This is a genomic window from Rhodanobacter sp. IGA1.0, assembly GCF_040208325.1.
Classification (GTDB): domain Bacteria; phylum Pseudomonadota; class Gammaproteobacteria; order Xanthomonadales; family Rhodanobacteraceae; genus Rhodanobacter; species Rhodanobacter spathiphylli.
In genome coordinates, this window is record NZ_CP157948.1 from 1,111,720 (window position 1) to 1,131,664 (window position 19,945).

At 67.1% G+C, this 19,945-nt stretch carries 15 protein-coding genes; 9 read left to right on the forward strand and 6 right to left on the reverse strand.

Going from position 1 to position 19,945, the window contains the following annotated elements; translation table 11 throughout:
- Window positions 1-87: 87 nt before the first annotated feature.
- Together ABNK63_RS04935 and ABNK63_RS04940 are read left to right on the forward strand one after the other, a co-directional pair.
- A complete protein-coding gene (locus ABNK63_RS04935) occupies window positions 88-837 on the forward strand; it encodes a c-type cytochrome (protein ID WP_350016840.1) in 750 nt (249 codons plus the stop codon).
- Window positions 834-2,123 (forward strand): cytochrome c, encoded by a 1,290-nt coding sequence (locus ABNK63_RS04940; protein WP_350016841.1) that lies wholly within the window; start codon window positions 834-836, stop codon window positions 2,121-2,123. The genes ABNK63_RS04935 and ABNK63_RS04940 overlap by 4 nt, the downstream gene beginning before the upstream one ends.
- 9 nt (window positions 2,124-2,132) lie before the next feature.
- Here the strand turns inward: ABNK63_RS04940 and ABNK63_RS04945 are convergent, their stop codons facing one another.
- Both ABNK63_RS04945 and ABNK63_RS04950 read right to left on the reverse strand, forming a co-directional pair.
- Entirely contained in the window at window positions 2,133-2,651 is a 519-nt protein-coding gene (locus ABNK63_RS04945; protein ID WP_350016842.1) for a mismatch-specific DNA-glycosylase, read from the reverse strand.
- Window positions 2,635-3,327, reverse strand: a complete 693-nt coding sequence (locus tag ABNK63_RS04950) for an ATP-binding protein (protein WP_007808165.1) — start codon at window positions 3,325-3,327, stop codon at window positions 2,635-2,637. The genes ABNK63_RS04945 and ABNK63_RS04950 overlap by 17 nt, the downstream gene beginning before the upstream one ends.
- Window positions 3,328-3,458: 131 nt before the next feature.
- On the opposite strand from ABNK63_RS04950, the gene rng reads away from it, so the two are divergent.
- Both rng and ABNK63_RS04960 read left to right on the forward strand, forming a co-directional pair.
- The gene (rng, locus tag ABNK63_RS04955) at window positions 3,459-4,946 is read left to right on the forward strand and encodes a ribonuclease G (protein WP_350016843.1); all 1,488 of its coding nucleotides are present in this window, start codon (window positions 3,459-3,461) and stop codon (window positions 4,944-4,946) included.
- A 36-nt stretch (window positions 4,947-4,982) separates the two neighbouring features.
- A complete protein-coding gene (locus ABNK63_RS04960; protein ID WP_350016844.1) occupies window positions 4,983-8,987 on the forward strand; it encodes a YhdP family protein in 4,005 nt (1,334 codons plus the stop codon).
- Between the two features lie 12 nt (window positions 8,988-8,999).
- On the opposite strand, the gene ABNK63_RS04965 is transcribed toward ABNK63_RS04960, so the two are convergent.
- Entirely contained in the window at window positions 9,000-10,202 is a 1,203-nt protein-coding gene (locus ABNK63_RS04965; protein ID WP_350016845.1) for a sterol desaturase family protein, read from the reverse strand.
- A gap of 131 nt (window positions 10,203-10,333) precedes the next feature.
- On the opposite strand from ABNK63_RS04965, the gene tldD reads away from it, so the two are divergent.
- The 3 genes from tldD to ABNK63_RS04980 all read left to right on the forward strand — a co-directional run bounded on the left by tldD (window position 10,334) and on the right by ABNK63_RS04980 (window position 15,284).
- The gene (gene tldD, locus ABNK63_RS04970; RefSeq protein WP_350016846.1) at window positions 10,334-11,773 is read left to right on the forward strand and encodes a metalloprotease TldD; all 1,440 of its coding nucleotides are present in this window, start codon (window positions 10,334-10,336) and stop codon (window positions 11,771-11,773) included.
- A gap of 356 nt (window positions 11,774-12,129) precedes the next feature.
- Window positions 12,130-13,473 carry a cytochrome C gene (locus tag ABNK63_RS04975; RefSeq protein ID WP_350016847.1) on the forward strand — a complete coding sequence of 448 codons (1,344 nt, stop codon included), beginning with the start codon at window positions 12,130-12,132 and terminating at the stop codon, window positions 13,471-13,473.
- A gap of 524 nt (window positions 13,474-13,997) precedes the next feature.
- On the forward strand, window positions 13,998-15,284 hold the full coding sequence (locus ABNK63_RS04980) for a hypothetical protein (RefSeq protein ID WP_157582393.1): 1,287 nt from the start codon (window positions 13,998-14,000) through the stop codon (window positions 15,282-15,284).
- Between the two features lie 155 nt (window positions 15,285-15,439).
- Here the strand turns inward: ABNK63_RS04980 and ABNK63_RS04985 are convergent, their stop codons facing one another.
- From ABNK63_RS04985 to ABNK63_RS04995, 3 genes are all read right to left on the reverse strand, one after another.
- Window positions 15,440-16,075, reverse strand: coding sequence for a putative addiction module antidote protein (locus ABNK63_RS04985; protein ID WP_350016849.1), 636 nt, complete (start codon window positions 16,073-16,075; stop codon window positions 15,440-15,442).
- A gap of 697 nt (window positions 16,076-16,772) precedes the next feature.
- Complete coding sequence (gene yjgA / locus ABNK63_RS04990; RefSeq protein ID WP_350016850.1) at window positions 16,773-17,330, reverse strand: ribosome biogenesis factor YjgA; 558 nt, start codon at window positions 17,328-17,330, stop codon at window positions 16,773-16,775.
- Window positions 17,331-17,354: 24 nt separating this feature from the next.
- The gene (locus ABNK63_RS04995; RefSeq protein ID WP_350016851.1) at window positions 17,355-17,627 is read right to left on the reverse strand and encodes a DUF1653 domain-containing protein; all 273 of its coding nucleotides are present in this window, start codon (window positions 17,625-17,627) and stop codon (window positions 17,355-17,357) included.
- Window positions 17,628-17,731: 104 nt separating this feature from the next.
- On the opposite strand from ABNK63_RS04995, the gene pmbA reads away from it, so the two are divergent.
- Together pmbA and ABNK63_RS05005 are read left to right on the forward strand one after the other, a co-directional pair.
- Entirely contained in the window at window positions 17,732-19,105 is a 1,374-nt protein-coding gene (gene pmbA, locus ABNK63_RS05000) for a metalloprotease PmbA (RefSeq protein WP_350016852.1), read from the forward strand.
- A 387-nt stretch (window positions 19,106-19,492) separates the two neighbouring features.
- Window positions 19,493-19,894: a DUF4870 domain-containing protein gene (locus ABNK63_RS05005; protein WP_007804411.1), complete on the forward strand. Its 402-nt coding sequence runs from the start codon at window positions 19,493-19,495 to the stop codon at window positions 19,892-19,894.
- Window positions 19,895-19,945 lie beyond the last annotated feature (51 nt).

The window sequence follows — 19,945 nt, forward strand, 5'->3', positions numbered from 1 at the left end:
GGTCTGGTGGAAGCGGCTGCTGTCGCAAGACTGCAGCTTAGCGCCGCTGCGGCTTGGACGTCGCAGCGGCGCGCGTACAATGGGCGGATGACCAAGACCCGTCGCCCGCTCCGTCCCCGCTGGTTTGCCGTTGCCTCCCTGTTTGCATTCGCGCTGATCGGCGCCAGCGCCAGTCGCGCCGCCGACGCGCCGGTGATTCCCGACACCTTGCAGCAGCGCATCGCCGCCTGCACCAGCTGCCATGGCGTGCACGGCGAAGGCACCCCCGGCAGCGGCTACTTCCCGCGCCTGGCGGGCAAGCCGGCCGCGTACCTGGCGCGGCAGCTGCAGGACTTCCAGAACGGCCTGCGCAAGTACGCGCCGATGGAATACACGGTGCGCCAGTTGCCGCCGGCGTACCTGCGCGAGATCGCCGAATACTTCGCGGCGCAGCAGGTGCCGTACAGCCGCTCGCCGCTGCCGCCGGTGTCGGCGGCGGCGCTGCAGCGTGGCGAGGAACTGATCGGCAAGGGCGACCCGGCCCGCAGGATTCCCGCGTGCAGCAGTTGCCACGGCAGCCAGCTGACCGGCGTCGAACCGTCCACGCCCGGACTGGTCGGCTTGCCGTATGACTACCTCAGCGCGCAACTGGGCTCGTGGCGCACGCATACCCGCTCCACCGTGGCGCCGGACTGCATGGCCACGGTGGCGAGCCGGCTCAGCCCCGCCGACATCACCGCCGTGGCTGCCGCGCTGGCCAGTCGCGAGCTGCCGGCCGACACCCATGCGCAGCCGGCCGGCTCGGTGACCCCGCCGCTGGCGTGCGGGGTGCTCGGCGCCACCGGGGACGACTCATGAAAGCGCTGCGTTGGCTGCTGCTGGCGGTCGTGCTGCTGATCGTGGCGCTGCTGGCCTGGTGGTGGTTCGGTGGCGGCCACGCGCCCACGCCGCGTTCGGCCAGCAAGGTTTCCGCGGCCACGCTGGCGGACCCGCAGCGGATCGCGCAAGGCCGGTACCTGGCCATCGTCGGCGACTGCGCCGGTTGCCACACCGCCCAGGGCGGTGCGCCGCTGGCCGGCGGTCGGGTGATTGTCACGCCCTTTGGCGACATCCCGGCGCCGAACATCACGCCCGATCGCGAGACCGGCCTGGGCGACTGGAGCTTCGAGGACTTCTGGCAGGCGCTGCACGTCGGCAAGGGTCGTCACGGCGAGCTGCTGTATCCGGCCTTCCCCTACACCTCGTATACCCATGTGAGTCGCGACGACGCGCTGGCGATGTTTGCCTGGTTGCAGTCGCTGCCGCCGGTGCACCAGCCCGACGGCCAGTCCTCGCTGGCCTTCCCGTACAGCGTGCGCAACAGCCTGAAGGCCTGGCGCGCGCTGTACTTCCGCGAAGGCGGGTTCACGCCCGACCCGGCGCGATCGGCCGAATGGAATCGCGGCGCCTACCTGGTGCAGGGACTGGGTCATTGCAATGAATGCCATGCGGCCCGCGACTCGCTGGGCGGCACGCCGGCGGACGTGCACCTCACCGGCGGCCAGATTCCGGTGCAGAACTGGTACGCGCCGGATCTGGGCACCCGCCGCCACGGTGGCCTGGAAGGCTGGAGCGCACAGGACATCGTCGACCTGCTGAAGACCGGACAGTCGGCCAAAGGCGCAGCCTTCGGCCCGATGGCCGCGGTGGTTTCCGGCAGCACCCAGCACATGAGTGATGCCGACCTGCATGCGATCGCCAGCTACCTGCAATCGCTGCCACCCCGCGCCGCGGCCGCCGAACAACCGGTGCTGTTCGATGCCAAGGTGCTGACCGAACAGGGCGGGAAGGTCTACACCCAGCATTGCGCGGAATGCCACGGCAAGCGCGGCGAAGGCGTGGCCGGCGTCTATCCGCCGCTGGACGGCAACTCCTCGGTGACCGAGCCCAGCGGCATCAACGCCACGAGGATGGTCCTGCTCGGCGGCTTTGCCCCCGCCACCACGGCGAACCCGCGGCCGTACTCGATGCCGCCGTTCGCCCAGCAACTGAGTGACCAGGAAGTGGCCGCGGTGGTGACCTATCTGCGCCGCAGCTGGAGCAACCAGGCTTCGATCGTGCGCGCCGAGCAGGTGCGGGCTTCGCGGCACACGCCCGTCGATTGACCGGCCGGCTCAACCGCTGGCGCGAGCCGCGCGATAGTGCGCGGCCAACGCCCGCCACGGGCCGATGTCCCAGTGCCCGCGCGCCTGGCCGGACGGGGAAGGCAGCACGAACAGTCGGGTCTGGCCCAGGGTTTCCTCCTGCATGCCGTAGCCCACGGCGTGGCCGAGCGCGGCGCGTGCCGCGTTCTTGCTGGTGAAGGCGAGCAGGCGCGGGGCATGGCGTTCGACCCTGGCGCGCAGCGCCGGCGCGTCGAAGGCATCGCGTGGCAGGTCGGCGTCGTTGCCGCTGTGGCGCTTGGCCAGGTCGGTGAGGCCGATGCCGTAGCCCGTCAGCAGCGGGAATTCGGCCGGTGCCAGCAGGCGGGGCGTCAGCCCGGCCTCGAACAGGGCGCGCCAGAACAGGTTGCCGGGGTGGGCGTAGTAGGCGCGCTCGGCGGCCGAGCGCCGGCCCGCCGCGGTGCCGCAGAACACCAGCGCCAGGCCCGGTTGCAGCAGGTCGGGCAGGATCGGATCAGTCCGTCGCGGCATGGTCGTCGAGCAGGAAGTCGGTGAACTGGAAGCGTTCGTCGCGCAGCACCGACTCGCCGCGGCGCAGCTTCAGCGGCTGGCGGAACAGCGGTCCGGCGTAACTGAGCGTGTGGAACTCGCCGCGCTCGCCGCAGGGATCGACCCCGGCCGGCAGCGCGTCGAGCAGGGCCGCGTCGTAGTCGCGGCCGCAGAAGGCGGCGTCCAGCTGCCGGGTGTCCACGCAGCACAGCACGGCGCGATGGCCCTCGCTGACGAAGCGCCGCGACAGGGCCGCAGTGTCCTCGCCCCACAGCGGGAACACGGCGCGCCAGTTCTCGCGGCCCAGCTGGCGCACGCGGTAGTCGCGCACGTCCTCCAGGAACAGGTCGCCGAAGGCGCAGTGGCGGATGCCCGGCCAGCGCATGCGCGCCTCGACCAGTGCCTGCGCGTGGGCCTGCTCGTAGGCCTCGTTGCTGCCGGGCCAGTCCAGCATCACCTCGAGCACCGGCAGCCCCAGCGCATCGGCCTGCGCCAGCAGCACCTCGCGCGGGGTGCCGTGCATGGCCACCCGCTGGTAGTTGCGGTTGAGCGTGGTCAGCAGCCCGACCAGCTGCCATTGCGGGTCCGCCCGCAACCGCTGCAGCGCCAGCAGGCAGTCCTTGCCGCCGCTCCAGGCCAGCAGAATGGGTGTCGTCATGCGTTCAGCTCCGGGGAACGGGCGGGTGTCCATTTTGCGTCATCCGCGCCGACGGGACGGATTCCATGGCTTGGTTCATCGACAGCCCGCGGCCGCACCGCTATAAAGATGCTCTGTCCGGGGAGTATGCAGTGAGCGAAGAAATCCTGATCAACGTGACCCCGCGCGAGACGCGGGTCGGGGTGGTCGAGAACGGCATGTTGCAGGAAGTGCACGTCGAACGGGCATCGAAGCGGGGCTATGTCGGCAATATCTACAAGGGACGCGTGCAGCGGGTGATGCCGGGCATGCAGGCGGTGTTCGTGGAGATCGGGCTGGAGCGCGCGGCGTTCCTGCATGCCTCGGACATCGTGCGGCCCGCCGCGGGCGACGGCGGCGAAGGCAATGGCCACGGCCACGTTCCCTCGATAAGCGAACTGGTGCACGAAGGCCAGGAGATCGTGGTGCAGGTGGTCAAGGACCCGATCAGCAGCAAGGGCGCCCGGCTGTCGACCCACCTGTCGATCCCGTCGCGCTACCTGGTGCTGCTGCCGTATGCGCGCACCCTGGGCATCTCCGCCCGGATCGAGGACGAGACCGAACGCCAGCGCCTGCGCGACGTGCTCAATCCGCTGATCGGCGACGACACGCCCGGCACGAGCCGGCTGGGCTACATCGTGCGCACCAATGCCGAAGGGCAGAGCGCCGAATCGCTGGCCTTCGACGTGACCTACCTGGGCAAGGTCTGGCGCGTGGTGCAGGAGAACATCGCCAAGGCGAAGATGTGCGAGCGTGTCTACGAGGAGTTGTCGCTGCCGCTGCGCAGCCTGCGCGACATGCTCAACGACGACATCGAGAAGGTGCGGGTGGATTCGCGGCTCACCTTCGACAACGTGGTGAAGTTCGTGCACAAGTTCATGCCCAGCCTGGACGACCGCATCGAACACTATGACGGCGAGCGGCCGATCTTCGACCTGTACGGCGTCGAGGACGAGATGCAGCGCGCGCTGAAGAAGGAGGTGCCGCTGAAATCCGGCGGCTACCTGATCGTCGACCAGACCGAGGCGATGACCACGATCGACGTCAACACCGGCGCCTACCTCGGCACCCGCAACCTCGAGGAAACCGTCTACCGCACCAACCTGGAAGCGGCGCAGGCCGCCTCGCGGCAACTGCGCCTGCGCAACCTGGGCGGCATCATCATCATCGACTTCATCGACATGGTCGACGAGGAACACAAGCGCCAGGTGCTGCGCATGCTGGGCAAGGGGCTGGCGCGCGACCATGCCAAGACCACGGTGTACCCGATGTCGGCGCTGGGCCTGGTCGAGATGACCCGCAAGCGCACCACCGAAAGCCTGGCGCGCCAGTTGTGCGAACCGTGCCCGGCCTGCAACGGCCGCGGCCTGCTGAAGACCGCCGAGACGGTGACCTACGAGATCTTCCGCGAGATCACCCGCGCGGTGCGCCAGTTCAACGCGCAGCAACTGCTGGTGATGGCCAGCCCAGCGGTGGTCAACCGGATACTCGAGGAGGAATCCAGCGCAGTGGCCGAACTGGAAGAGTTCATCTCCAAAAGCATACGCTTCCAGGCCGAAGAGCATTACTCGCAGGAACAGTTTGATGTCGTCTTGCTGTAAATCCCGCGGCGGCGCCCCCGGCCGGGGTTGCCGCGCGTGAACGTGTCGTGGCAGCGACGGCTGCATCGCTGCGCCCGCGCGTCGGGCTGGGTGGTCGGGATCGCGCTGATCCTGCTGGCCGTGGTGGCGGCGCTGGCGCAGCTGTTGCTGCCGCTGCTGGCGCGGCACCCGGAGTGGGTGGCGGCGCAAATGAGTGCGCGACTGCAGCGGCCGGTGAGCTTCGATTCGATGGAAGGCCGCTGGACGCCGTCGGGCCCCGAATTCCTGCTGCACGGGATGAAGATCGGTGCGGCGGCGGGCCAGGCCGGCGCCGTGCTGCAGCTGCCCGAGTCCGAACTGAAATTCGATTTCGGCGGCTGGTTGTTGCCGTCGCGGCACCTGATCAACCTGCACGTGCGCGGCCTGCAGCTGGACCTGCAGCGCCAGGCCGATGGCTGGCATGTCAACGGCATCGGCGTGGCCGGTGGCGACCAGCGCGAGCCGCTGTCGCTGGGCCGGATGTCGGCCGACCTGTGGCTGGAGGACCTGCGCGTGTCGGTCACCGACGCGGTGCTGGACAAGCACTACACGCTGCTGTCGAAGCGGCTGCGGCTGAGTCACCAGGGCCAGCAGCTGCGTTTTGGCGGCGTGCTGCGGCGCGAGGGCGTCGACGCCGCCGTGCACAGCGCGGGCCGCTTCCGCGAGGATGGCAGCGCCGGCCAGGTCTGGGTCAGCGTCGACGGCGCCGAACTGAAGCCCCTGCTGGACGGCATCGACATGGGCGGCTACGCGGTGCAGCAGGGCCACGGCAGGCTGGGCGCCTGGATGGACTGGCGGCAGGGGCAGCTCACCCGCAGCCTGGTCCGCTTCGACCTGGACACGCTGGCCGTCAGCGCGCCCGGCGGCGGCCAGGCTGGCGTCAGCGCCCTGCACGGGCTGGCCGGCGTGAGCCAGACCGCCGATGGCTACGAACTGCGCTGGGCCGGCGACGATGGCAGCGCGCTGGCGCTGAGCCTGCACCAGCCGGGCAGCGCCGGATTCGCGGTGAACGCGGTCGCGCGCAAGTTGCAGCTGGCGCCGCTGCTGCCCTGGCTGGCGCTGAAGCCCGGGCTGGCGCCGGCGCTGTCGCAGTGGCTGGGCAAGGGCCAGCCGCATGGCGTGGTGGACCGGCTGCGCCTGCAGTGGAGTCGCAGCGCCGGCCTGCGCGCGCTTGATCTCTCCTTTGCCGAGGTGGGCATCGAGGCGGTCGGCAAGCTGCCGGGAATCAGCCGTCTGGACGGCCAATTGCGGGGTGACGCCGAAGCGCTGTCGCTGACCCTGCCGAGCCAGCCCGCCACGCTGAATCTGCCACAGGCCTTCCATCAGCCGTTCGTGCTGTCCTCGCTGGGCGGCACGCTGGCGTTCTGGTCGCAGGATGGCCAGTCGCACATCGGCATCGACGCGCTGGATTTCGCCGGCGCCGGTTACGCCGGGCAGGCCCGTGGCGAACTGGTCTTGCCGGCCGGGGGCGGCGCGCCGTTCGTGGATCTCTACGCCAGCCTGGACCACGCCGACGTCACCGCCGCCAGGCAGTTCTGGCCGTTGTCGATGTCGCCCGGCACCGTCGAGTGGCTCGATCGCGGCTTGCAGTCGGGCCAGCTGGACGAGGCGCAGGTGCTGGTGCACGGCGACCTGCACGACTGGCCGTTCCGCCACAACGAAGGGCGCTTCGAGGCGCGTGCGGTGATCAGCGACCTGACCCTCGACTACGGCAAGGACTGGCCGCATGCCGAAGGCATCGACGCGGTGGCCAGCTTCATCAACGGCGGCATGCTGGTCGAGGCCGGTGGCGGCCATGCGCTGGGCGTCAAGGCGGAACATGCGGTGGCGCTGATCCCGGATTTCGGCGATCCGCTGCTCGACCTCAACGTGCAGGGCAGTGGCAGCGGCGCCAGCCTGATGGAGTTCGTGCGCAAGAGCCCGATCGGCAGCCGCGAAGCCGACACGCTGGCCAAGCTGAAACTGGGCGGCAGCGGCAGCTTCGGCTTCCACCTGGTGCTGCCGCTGAAAAGCGGCGAGGGTGCCACGCCGCAGCTGGACGGACAGGCCCGGCTGAAGGACGCCGACCTCAGCGCGCCGGAGTGGAAGCTGCAGCTGGACAAGCTCAACGGCCCGCTGAAATTCGACCTGCACGGCATGCAGGCCGGTCCGCTGGACGCCGGCTTCCGCGGCCAGCCATCGAAACTGCAGCTGGCCATCGCCGGCGCCAACAGCGATCCGGCGACGGTGCTGTCGGCGCAGTTGCAGGGCAACTATCGCGTCGACGAGCTGCTGGCGGACTACCCGACGCTGGGCTGGCTGGGCAAGCTGTCCGACGGGCGCGGCCCGTTCGACATCGGCTTCAGCATCGCCCATGTCGCCGGCAGCGACGCGCTGAGCCAGACCCTCAGCGTCGATTCGCCGCTGCAGGGCATCGCGCTGGACCTGCCCGCGCCACTGCACAAGCCCGCCGCGGACGACCTGCCGCTGCACCTGACGCTGAACCTGCCGATCGCTGGCAGCGAGCTGCGCTTCGGCCTGGGCGACACCTTGCGCGGTTACCTGCGCCTGGCCGACGGCGACCAGCATCCGCTGGCCGGCACCCTGTCGCTGGGCACGCAGATGCCGACCACGCTGCCCGATCGCGACCTGCGCATTCGCGGCCACGCCAGCCAGCTCGACGTCACCGGCTGGGTGCAGCACGTGGCGGCAGGCAGCGGCAGCGGCGGTCCCGGGCTGGAAAGCCTCGACATCAGCACCGACCAGGCCGAGTGGTTCGACAGCCGGCTGGGACCGTTGAAGCTGCAGGCCAAACCGCAGCCCGACCTGCTCAGCGTGGACGTGGACGGCCCGGCGATGGCCGGCAACTACAGCGTGCCCACGCGCGAGCTGGACAAGCGCGGCGTCACCGCGCGACTGACCCGCATGTACTGGCCCAAGAGCGCCGCGTCGCAGACCACCGCCGGCAAGCACAAGGCCGCCGGCCAGACGGTGGCGGCAACGCCGGCCGCGGCGCCGGCCGCGCCCGCGGCGGTGCCGCCCGACCCGGCCAATACCGGGGTCAATCCCGCCGCGCTGCCGCCGTTCCACCTCTGGGTGGGCGACCTGCGCCTGGGCGACGCGAAGCTCGGCGAGGCGCGGCTGGAATCCTGGCCCACCGCCGAGGGCATGCACATCGAGCAACTGCGCGCGCTGTCCAGCCGGGTGCAGATCAACGGCAGCGGCGACTGGAACGGCAATGCCAGCTCCAGCCACACCCACATGCGGATCAACTTCGCCGCCGAGGACCTGGGCAACATGCTGGCCGCGCTGGGTTTCGACGGACTGGTCAATGGCGGCAAGACCCGCGACCAGCTCGACGCGAGCTGGCCGGGTTCGCCCAGCGGACTGTCGCTGGCCACCATGGACGGCACGCTCAGCATCCAGGTCAACGACGGCCGCATTCCCGAAGCCGCCTCGCCCGGCGTGGGCCGGTTGCTGGGGCTGGTTTCGCTGGCCGAGCTGCCGCGGCGGCTCACCCTGGATTTCGGTGACGTGTTCGGCAAGGGGCTCGCGTTCGACTCGATCAGCGGCGACTTCAGGCTCGCCGACGGCAACGCGACCACCAGCAACCTGCGCATCGAAGGGCCGGCCGCGAATATCAGCGTGACCGGCCGCACCGGCCTGCGCAGCAAGGACTACGACCAGCAGATGCTGGTGGTGCCGCATGTCGGCAACAGCCTGCCGCTGGTCGGCGCGGTGGTGGGCGGCCCGATCGGCGCAGCCGCGGGCTTCGCGGTGCAGGGCTTGCTGGGCAAGGGCCTGAACCAGGCCGCCAGCGCCCGCTACAAGATCACCGGCAGCTGGGACGAGCCGGTGATCACCCTGGTCGAGAAGCACGGCACCGCACCGCCGCCGTCCGCACCCCTGCTCAACGCGCCGGCCGGCCAGCCGGCGGCAGCGGGCAGTGCGATCACGCCGCCGACCACACCGCAGATCCCGCTGCCGCCCGCCGCCGCTGGCAGCGTCGCGGCGCCGGCGGCTTCTTCATCCGTGCAGCCCTGAAGCGGCGGGGCTTCAGGCCGCCGGACCGTCGTCGGCCTGCTTGCCCCGGAACGGAAACAGCTGCTGCTTCACGAAGCCATCCGGCATGTAGTCGCCGACCACGCCGTAGCGCTCGGGGAACTTGTTCTTCGACTTCACCGCGGTGCCGAACAGGTAGTCCAGGAACGCGTAGTGCGCGGCGTAATTCCTGTCGATCGCCTCGTCGTCCGAGGCGTGGTGCCAGTGGTGGAAATCCGGCGTCACCAGCACGTACTTCAGCGGCCCCCACGGCAGGTGCACGTTGGCGTGGTTGAACACCGCCTGGAAACCCACGATCAGGATGTAGCCGTTCATCGCCGCCTCGGAAAAACCGAGGATGTACAGCGGCGCCAGCACGCACACGCGGGTGAAGATCAGCTCCAGCATGTGCTGGCGCGAGCCGGCCAGCCAGTCCATCGTCTTCACGCTGTGGTGCACCGCGTGGAAGCGCCACAGGAACGGCACCTCGTGATACGCGCGGTGCGTCCAGTATTGCGCCAGGTCGGCCACCAGCACGCACAGCAGCAGCTGCGGCACGAACGGGATGTCGCGCACGGCCTGCTGGAAGTGGCTGCTGACCAGCCAGCCGAACAGGTGGTGCAGCAGGAAGTTCACCGTCAGCAGCGCCAGCCCCACGATGAAATGGTTCACCGCGAAATGCTTCAGGTCGGTCTGCCACTCCTTGCGGAAAATCGCCTGGCCCTTGTACAGCGGGAACAGCTTCTCGATCACCACGAAGATCAGCGTCGAGCCCAGCAAATCCAGGATGAACCAGTCCAGCCCGATGTACGGCGTGTGGTCGGGGAACTCGCCCACCGGCACCCGCGAACCGCCCAGCGCCACCGCCGCGATCACCAGCACGAAGGCCATGATGTTGAGGTTGCGCTGGCGATTGAGAATGACGTTGCCCAGCGACATGCCGCCGGCCACCAGCAGGCCGACCAGCAGCACCTGGCGCAGCACGTCCACCGAATACTTGTGGCGCAGGTCGGGCGTGGTCAGGTATTGCGGAAAGTGGAACGCCATCACCGCCAGCAGGCACAGGAAGCCCAGCGACAAGGCGATCACGCCGCTGATCTTGCCCAGCCCCGGCTTCAGCTCGCCGTCGCGATGCAGCAGCTCGCGGGTCTCGGCCACCGGTTGCACGGCCCGCTCGATGGCCTCGCGGGCCGCCTCACGCTTGGAATGTTCGCTCACGGGTGATCCTTCACTGATGGGCCGACTGGCGTTTCCGCATGGTAGTGGAAGACGGCGGCGCAGGCTTTAAAGCGCGGCGCCGCAGCCCCATGTGGGATAGTTCCGGAATTACCGCAGACCGACCGCATCCCATGGATTCATTGATCGCCCTCGCCGAAAGCAAGCTGTTGTCCCCCGGCGGCATCGCCACCGGCGACCTCGACCGCGTGTTCGCCCAGCTGATGGGCCCGTCGATCGACGCCGCCGACCTGTACTTCCAGCATTCGCGCAGCGAGTCGTGGACGCTGGAAGAGGGCATCGTCAAGGACGGCAGCCACTCGATCGAGCAGGGCGTGGGCGTGCGCGCGATGTCCGGCGAAAAGACCGGCTTCGCCTATTCCGACGAGATCGTGCTGCCGCAGTTGCTGGAAGCGTCGAAAGCCGCCCGCGCGATCGCCCACGACGGCAACGGCGCCGGCAAGCCGCTGGCGCTGCACAACGCGCGCGCGCTGTATCCCGCGATCGACCCGGTCGAGAGCCTGCCCAACCCCGACAAGATCGCCCTGCTGCGCGAAGTCGACGCGTATGCCCGCTCGCGCGATCCGCGCATCAAGCAGGTCATCGTCAGCCTCGCCGCGACCATGGACACCATCCTGATCGCCGCCTCCGACGGCACCCTGGCCGCCGACGTGCGCCCGCTGGTGCGCATCAACGTGCAGGTCATCGCCGAAGCGAACGGCCGCCGCGAGCAGGGCTATTCCGGCGGCGGCGGTCGCTACGGCTACCGCGAACTGATCGAGAACGGTCGCGCGCTCGCGTTCGCCGACGAAGCGGTGCGCCAGGCCCTGGTCAACCTCGACTCCGTCGACGCACCCGCTGGCAACATGACCGTGGTGCTCGGCCCCGGCTGGCCCGGTGTGCTGCTGCACGAGGCGATCGGCCACGGCCTGGAAGGCGACTTCAACCGCAAGGGCAGCTCCGCGTTCTCCGGCCGCATCGGCCAGCGCGTGGCCGCGAAAGGCGTCACCATCGTCGACGACGGCACCCTGGCTGGCCGCCGCGGCTCGCTCAGCATCGACGACGAAGGCACGCCCACCGAGTGCACCACCCTGATCGAGGATGGCATTCTGAAAGGCTATATGCAGGACAAGCTCAACGCGCGCCTGATGGGCATGGCCCCCACCGGCAACGGCCGCCGCGAATCCTTCACCGCGCTGCCGATGCCGCGCATGACCAACACCTACATGCTGGCTGGTCAGCACGATCCGCAGGAAATCATCCGCTCGGTGAAGAATGGCCTGTACGCGCCGAACTTCGGCGGCGGCCAGGTCGACATCACCAACGGCAAGTTCACCTTCTCGGCCAGCGAGGCGTATCTGATCGAGGATGGAAAGATCACCCGTCCGGTGAAGGGCGCCACGCTGATCGGTTCGGGTCCGGAAGTGCTCCATCGCGTGTCGATGATCGGCAACGACCTGGCGCTGGATGAGGGCGTGGGCGTGTGCGGCAAGGACGGCCAGAGTGTGCCCGTCGGCGTGGGTCAGCCGACCTTGAAGATTGATTCGATGACGGTGGGCGGCACCGCCTCCTGATCATCGCAGCAGCCGTAGGAGCGCACCCTGTGCGCGATGCTCTTTTAGTCGACCTTGTGCACCGCTCACCGTAGGGTGGGTACTGCCCGCCGGCCCTTCCGCGCGTCACCTCGTCCCCGGCAACGCTCGCGGGAGCGCGCCCTTGCCTTGTCTGCCATCGACGCGGGTTCGAAAGTAGTTGCGAGCGAGTGTCCGGCCGGCGTGGAAGTTCCGCGAGTCGTCCCCCGGGTTGCTTGATCGAAGTCAACATGAGTTGCACCCATCGGCGCAGGCTGACGACGTTGTCCTTCCTGACGATGGAGCGAATGCGCATGAACGAGCACTGCAAGGGCCGCGCCGGGAGCCGATTCGCGTCCATGCGCCTGCCACGGCGCTGGATGCTGCTGGTCGTGCTGGCGTGGCTGGCGGTCGTGCCCACGCTGGCATTGGCGGTTCCCACCTATGCGCGGCAGACTCAGCTCCCCTGCGCGGCGTGCCACGTCGGTGCCTTCGGTCCGGAACTCACCGCGTTCGGGCGCCAGTTCAAGCTGATGGGTTACTCCATGAAGGTCGGCGACGGCAAGCAGGTGCCGCTATCGGCGATGTTGGTGGAGTCGTTCACGCATACCCGGAAAGCGCAGACCGATATTCCTGCCACGGGCTTCGGCCGCAACGACAATGCCGAGTTGCAGCAGGCTTCGGTATTTCTGGCCGGACGGCTGAGCGAACACATGGGCGTGTTTGCGCAAGCCACCTATTCCCAGAACGGCGGTTTGCTCGGCTGGGACAACATGGACGTGCGCTACGCGCGCATGTTCAGTCGTGGCAACCATACCGGCATCTGGGGCATCTCGGTCAACAACAACCCCACCGTCAGCGACGTATTCAACACCGCACCGGCCTGGATGTATCCCTACCTGTCGGCGGATCTGGCGCCAGGCGCACCGGCGCAACCGATGCTGTTCGGTGGTCTGGGTGGCCAATCCATCGGCGCCAGTGCCTACGTGCAACTGGATGGCGCCTGGTACCTGGAGGCCGGCGGCTATCGTTCGCTGTCGCCGTCGTTCCTGCGTCACGTCAACGCCGGTTACGACGGTCGCCTCAGTGGCATCGCGCCGTACGCGCGCGCGGCCTATACATGGCAACTGCCCAACGGTGATCTCTCCATCGGCGGATTCCTGCTCAGCATGCGTCGGGGTCTGGTCGGCGCGAACCCCGTCGGTGACGCAGTGGCGTTGACTGGCCCCTCTGATCGCTTTCGCGATGTCGGAGTGGATTCCAGCTACCAGTACACCAAGGGCGATCACAGCGTCTCCGTGGACGCGCTGTATGTACGTGAGCAGCAACGGCTGGACGCCACCTACGCCGACGGCGGCGCCGACCACCTGCACAACAGCCTGCAGGCATTCAACCTCAAGGGCAGCTACTGGTATCGCGACACCTACGGCGTGACGCTGGCCTCGTTCGCCGACAATGGCAGCAACGATGTCACGCTGTACGGCAACAACGGCTCACCCGATACGCGTGGCGAATCCGTCGAGTTCAACTACAACCCGTTCGGCCAGTCCGCTTCGTGGCGGCAGCCATGGGCCAACGTGCGACTGGGCTTGCAATACACGTATTTCACGCGCTTCAGCGGGCTGGTGCACAACATCGACGGGGCGGGGCGCAGCGCCAGCGCCAACAACACGCTGTACTTCTACGTCTGGCTGGCGATCTGAGCAGCCAAGAGCTTTCGTCTGCCTGCGGCAGCCGAGCCACCTTTCTCTGTTTGGCCAGAGAAACGTGGCCCACTGCGCCGCAGGAGCGGCGCGAACGGCGAAGCCGGCCCGAAGGGCGGAGGGCAGGATGCCCGGAGTAAAGAGAGGCCACCCCGCTTCCGCGCCTTGCGGACATCGGGCAACTGCTCCTGCGTTGCCTCAACTCGGGCATCCATGCCCTCGCCTGTCCGCAAGGTTCGCGAGTCGGGGCCGGGCTTTTCGAGCGGGCTCCTGCCCGCGCGAAAAGGCGTTGCCATCCTAGGCAACGCCCGCTACGCGGCCTGTCGCCCCCGCCTCGCCGCTGCAGAGGGGCCCCCGGGTAGAGCAGCGGGCCATCGTGGCCCGCACTCGGTGCGCAACCGCTGCGCGGTTGCGAGAGCGGGTCGGCGCATATTTGACCGACCGCTATTTCTGGTTCGAGATTTGCGTAGTGGAAGTCCACCCGTTTTGAGGGGCTATGATGTTTTCATATCAAGGGGGCCGACATGGAACAGGCGATAGCAGCGGTAACTAACTTGCGTGATCAGTGGTCGGGGCTGCTTGCGGCACGGCCGAGCGAAATTGATTTGAGCACGATCGGTTTCAATGCCCCCACTGAGTCGCTCACGGCTCTATTCCAAGGGTGGCTAGATACGCTCACGTTTCTTTCAGGCAAAGCAAATCGGCTAGATCCGACCGAAGGTGCTTTAGCCAACGCGCAGTTGACAAAATGGATAAGCGAACTGGCCAATAACGTTGCCGCCGCCAGAGGCAATGGTGGCCCGTGGCTGATCCAGCAACCTCTATTTCTCGACCGGCTGGTTTCTATTTCTGGGGTTGTCTCCCTGCTTGCAGGGCGACGTACAGAGATTGCCAAGCATCTTGCCAAGCGACTAGCCGACGGGAGCGTTGAAGGCGCGAGCACGTTGCTTGAAGTGGCACCGAAGGCGGCTGCATTCCTGGAAAAGAGCTCTGATATAACGATGGCGCTGGCCGAAATTGAAGTTCAGCAGACCAAAATGCAGAAAGAGCTCAAGACGTGGGACGACACGGCTGCAGGTTTTAGCGACGTACAGCAAGAGATTGAAGATGCGCAAAAGACCGTGTTGGGGCGCAATGCCGAGGTCGAGCAACTTTACAAAGACATCGTCGGCTACCGCTCGCAGGCCGAGCTAAAGTCGACCGAACTTGAGAAACGTATAACGGAGCTGAATTCCGAAGTAGAAACGGCAAAGTCTGAGGCAAGTGCTGCCGTCGCATCGTTGCAAGCTGCACTCATCGATGCACGTAAGCAAGGTCTCGCCGGTGCGTTTACTGATCGAGGAGCCCAAGTAAAGAGTGAGCGTCGTACATGGGGAATCGTATTCAGTGGTGCCGTTGTTGTTCTTTTGGTTCTCGCGCTCGCATTTGTTAGTGATCTGACCACATTCACTTACGAAGCTCTTATCGTAAATCTCTTGAGGCGACTCGCGGTTGCGGGCCCCATGATATGGGTTGGCTGGTATGCAGCCAAGCAGATTGGTCGTCTGGGTCGTGTGCAAGAAGACTACGAATACAAAGCGGCGACCGCGCTTGCCTTCCAGAGCTACAAGGCGGAGGTCGCTTCGGTCGGAGACGGCGCCCTGACGGCTGAACTACTTCAGCGGGCCATCGCAACATTCGGCGAGAATCCCGTAAGACTCTATGGGACTGAACACCACGATCCTGTCTCCCCCGTCAGTGAACTCCTGAAACAGATAGACAAGGATGAGACGTTCAAGCTTCTCAAGAAATTTTCAGAGATCGTGAGATAGCCTTCTGACACACCAACATCAAAAGGCCTCGCACTGCGGGGCCTTTTAATTTCTATCCGGTCACTTGGCGAGGATGTCGAGCGCTGGAAGGCGGTTGACGATCTTCATGGTTTCCAGGCTGACGGTGATCACGAGTTATCGCAGGGCTGCTTCGGTTAGCCGGGTGCCGCCGGTGAAGTCTTCGGGGCATAGACTGATTCGACCGACTGCTCTGCCACGCGCGAGGCAATGGGTGTTGCGGTAAACAGGCCGGCCTGCGGATTGGTGGAGCCTGGCTGCCATTCTTCGGGAGTTGCGCGATCATGCAGGTCGATGCGCAACTCGTCGCTGCATCCGTCAAGGAATGTATCCCAGTCTTGCGTTGATTTCAGGGTGAACGATGCGGCAGAGCCGTGGATCAGCACGACGGCCTTGCCGGCGCGTATCAGACGCAACACATTCAACACGGTGCCGGGACTCTTGCCGTCCCAGATCATCAGGCCGAAGTCGGCCGCCGCAGCCATCTCGCGATCCTTGGCGGCATAGAACTGGAATCCCCTGGCCGACTTGGGCGGCGCGACCGGATGCAGGTCCCACTGCCCGAGGTTGTTGCGCGGTCGATCGCCGGAGCAATACACAGTGACCTTGCGGTAGCCAGCTTCGTGCAGAAATTTTTGCGCTGCTTTGTCGGCACCGTTGGCATCGCCGAGGACAACGTCATGGCCCTTGCTTATGACGTTGTTGATCCGCTCCCTGACCTGGCTGGACAGGTGCGATACGTGACGCGAACCTCCGATAAAGATCGTGCTCACTGATGGTTCTGCGTGCAGGTGATGGCATTCATGGTTGACTCCGCGCGGAACAAATCCTCGAACAACAGTGCGCTGTGTGGCGTGCGCCCACGTTGTAGAGCCCGTCCAATAGTCGACGTGATGATAGCCCGCGCTGCGCCGTGCTCACCGTTATCGGGACTGCCCTCAGCAATAGAGTCACATCCGCGCACGGCGTCTGCCGTGCGCAGATGCTTCGGCTCCGCTCTGGCTGTCGCCTTTCGGCTTCATCATCGAGTGCGGGCCACGATGGCCCGCTGCTCTACCCGGGGCCCCCCTGCAGCGGCGAGGCGGGGACGACAGGCCGCGTAGCGGGCATCGGCATGGATGCCGATGCCTTTTCGCCAGCACAGGGATGTGCTGTCGAAAAGCCCGGCCCCGACTCGCGAACTTTCCGGGCAGGAGGCCCGGAAAGCGCGGAAGCGGGGTGGCCTCTCTTTGGGCCACGTTTCTCTGGCCACACAGATAAAGGTGGCTCGGCTGCCGCAGGCAGACGAAAGCTTTTGCTCTGAATGCCATAGGCAAAGCAAGAGCATCGCGCACAGGGTGCACTCCTACAAAAAAGCTGGAGCGCGGAGCGAGTCAGAGTTAGCGACGTGAGGTAACGCGCGTCAGAGCCGGCGGGCAGTGCCCGCCCTACGCCGGCCGATGCACGAATCGGCGAGCAAAAGCGCAGCGATCAGCCTTCGGCCGAATCATCCTTCTGCGCCAGATCCTTCAACAGCTGAAAGATATCCCGGTACGCCTTCGGCGGCTTGTTCGGCGTGTCCTTCTCGACGCGCGCCTGGCGCACCAGCGAACGCAGGTGCTGGCGATCGACCTGCGGATGCTCCGCGATCAGTTCGGACAGGGCGGCTTCATCCTCGGCGATCAGTCGATCGCGCATGGACTCCAGACGATGCATCGCGGCGGTTTCCTGGCGCTGCTTCTCGCGGTTCTCGCCGAGCTCGGCGCGCACCGCGGCGAAGTCGTCGTCGTCGTAGCGGCGCATCACCTTGGCCAGGAAGGCGAGCTGGCGCTTCTTCGCGCCGTGCGAGCTGATGCGGCGGGTCACGTCGATCTCGTGGCGCACGTCGTCGGGCAGGGGCAGCTTGGCCAGGCGGCTGGGCGGCAGGTCCACCAGCTGCTGGGCCAGCGCCAGCACCGCCAGCGCATCGCGGCGCTGCTGGGTGCGGCTGGGACCGTAGTCCGCTTCTTCTTCGAGTTCGTACTGGTTGCGGCTGCGGCTCGGGCTCACGGTGTCATTCCAGGATGGGGTGGATCAGCGCTGCGGGTCTTCGCGGTCCGCGGCGCCTGGTGTGTGGTCGAGCGCCAGCGTGGTCTCGGCCTGCTCCAGCGCGAAGCGGGGCAGGGGTTCGCCATCCAGTTCGACGGTTTCGCAGAACATCGTCGCCGGGCGCACCCACAGGCCGAAGTCGCCGTAGAGCGCCTGGTAGACCACCAGCGGCTCCATCGTTTCGCTGTGCTGCGCGGTGCCCAGCACGCGGTAGCGCTGACCCTTGTAGTGACGATAAATGCCGGCGGCAGGTTGCATGGACGTGCTCCGCAGCTCTTTCAATCCGCGCTCGCGCCCCCAATTCGGGAGCCGGCGGTCGCGAACCGCTTATTCTACCCGCCTAATCCCCAGGAATGCCCAACGTGAGCGAAGTTGCCCTCAGCCAGACGCCGGATCGCAGTGAACAGGACATGGAGCGACTGGCCGATCTTGCCGCTGACGTGATCCGCCGGGCGCGCGCCGCGGGCGCCAGCCAGGCCGAGGTGGCGGCCAGCATCAGCAGCGGCCTCAACGTGAACGTGCGGCTGGGCGAGGTGGAGACGGTCGAGCACACCCGCGACCGCGGCTTCGGGCTGACCGTGTATTTCGGCCAGCGCAAGGGTTCGGCCAGCACCGCCGACCTCAACCCCGATTCGATCCAGGCCACGCTCGACCAGGCCTGCGCGATCGCCCGCTACACCGAGGAAGATCCCGCCGCGGGGCTGGCCGATGCGGCGCGCATGGCCACCTCGTTCCCCGACCTGGACCTGTGGCATCCGTGGAGCATCGACAGCGCGCAGGCGATCGAGCTGGGCATCGCGATCGAGGATGCCGGCCGCGCCCACCCGGGCATCAGCAATTCCGACGGCGCCAGCGTGCAGGCCGGCGAGGGCTTGTCGGTGTATGCGAATTCGCACGGCTTCGTGGGGCGCGAGCGCGGCACCCGGCATTCGCTGTCGCTGGCGCTGATCGCCGGCGACGACGACGGCATGCAGCGCGATTACTGGTACGACAGCGTGCGTGCCGCCGGCGATTTCATGACGGCGCAGGCGCTGGGCGACCAGGCGGCCGAACGCACCCTGGCGCGGCTGGGCGCGCGCAGCCTGTCGACGCGGCAATGCCCGGTGCTGTTCGTGCCGGAGCTGGCGCGCGGACTGATCGGCCATCTGCTGAATGCGGTCAGCGGCGGCGCGCTGTATCGGCAGGCCAGTTTCCTGCTCGACCAAGTCGGCAGGCCGGTGATGCCCGCGTGGCTCGACATCAACGAGCGGCCGCATCTTGCGCGCGGCCAGGGTTCGGCGAACTTCGACGCCGAGGGCGTGGCCACCGTCGACAGTGCGCTGGTCGAAAAGGGCGTGCTGGCGCGCTACATGCTGAGCAGCTATTCGGCGCGCAAGCTGGGCCTGTCGTCGACCGGCAACGCGGGCGGCATCCACAACCTGGTGGTGGACGCGGGCGCGGCCGATGGCGAGCGATCCGATTTCGACGGCATGCTGGCGCGGCTGGGCACCGGTCTGCTGCTGACCGAGGTGATGGGGCAGGGCGTGTCCACCGTCACCGGTGATTATTCGCGGGGCGCCGCGGGCTTCTGGGTCGAGAACGGCGTGATCGCCTACCCGGTGGAAGGCATCACGATTGCCGCCAACCTGCGCGACATGTTCAACGGCATCGTGGCCGTGGGCAGCGACGTGGACATCCGCTCGCACCTGCTCACCGGCTCGATCCTGCTCGACCGCATGACCGTCGCCGGCGAATAGCCACCAACTGCATGCAACGCCGCTCGTCTCCCCCCCCCTACATGCAGGGGAGGAGCAAAGCGCTGCTTGTCTCCCTCCCCTGCAAGCAGGGGAGGGTTGGGGTGGGGTCGCTCTTGATCGTGGTTTTTTCGCCACCCTGCGCAACCTCCTCCCTGCCTCCCCCTGCACGCAGGGGGAGGAGCAGAGCGCGGCTCGTCTTCCTCTCCTGCACGCAGTGGGGAAGGAGCAAAGCGCCGCTTGTCTCCCTCCCCTGCGTGCAGGGGAGGGCCGGGGTGGGGTCGCTCTGCCGGTCTTTCGCAGATTCCTGCGGCAAAGCGCCTCCAGCCTTGCTAGCATCGGTGCAACCGGCAAGCGGCCGGCGAACTTTTGACGTAGAAGGAGATGCGCATGAGCGTTCCACCCGAATCCGTGATTCCGCCCCCGCCGAGCGAACCGCCGATGGCCGGTGCCCCTTCCGCCGAAGAGCGCCAGTGGGCGATGTTCGCGCACCTGTCCGCGCTGATCGGTCTGATCATTCCGTTCGGCAGCATCGTCGGGCCGCTGGTGATCTGGCTGATCAAGAAGGACACCATGCCGTTCGTCAACGACCAGGGCAAGGAAGCGCTGAACTTCAACATCACCGTGGCGATCGCCGCCATCGTGGGCTGGATCCTCTGCTTCATCCTGATCGGCTTCCTGGTGCTGGCCGTGGTGTTCGTGGCCTGGCTGGTGCTGGCAATCATCGGCACGATCAAGGCCAATGAAGGCACGGCGTACCGTTATCCGTTCACGCTGCGGCTGGTGAGTTGAGCCTGCGGCAGGCATGAGGAAAGGGCGGCGCAAGCCGCCCTTTTTTTGTGG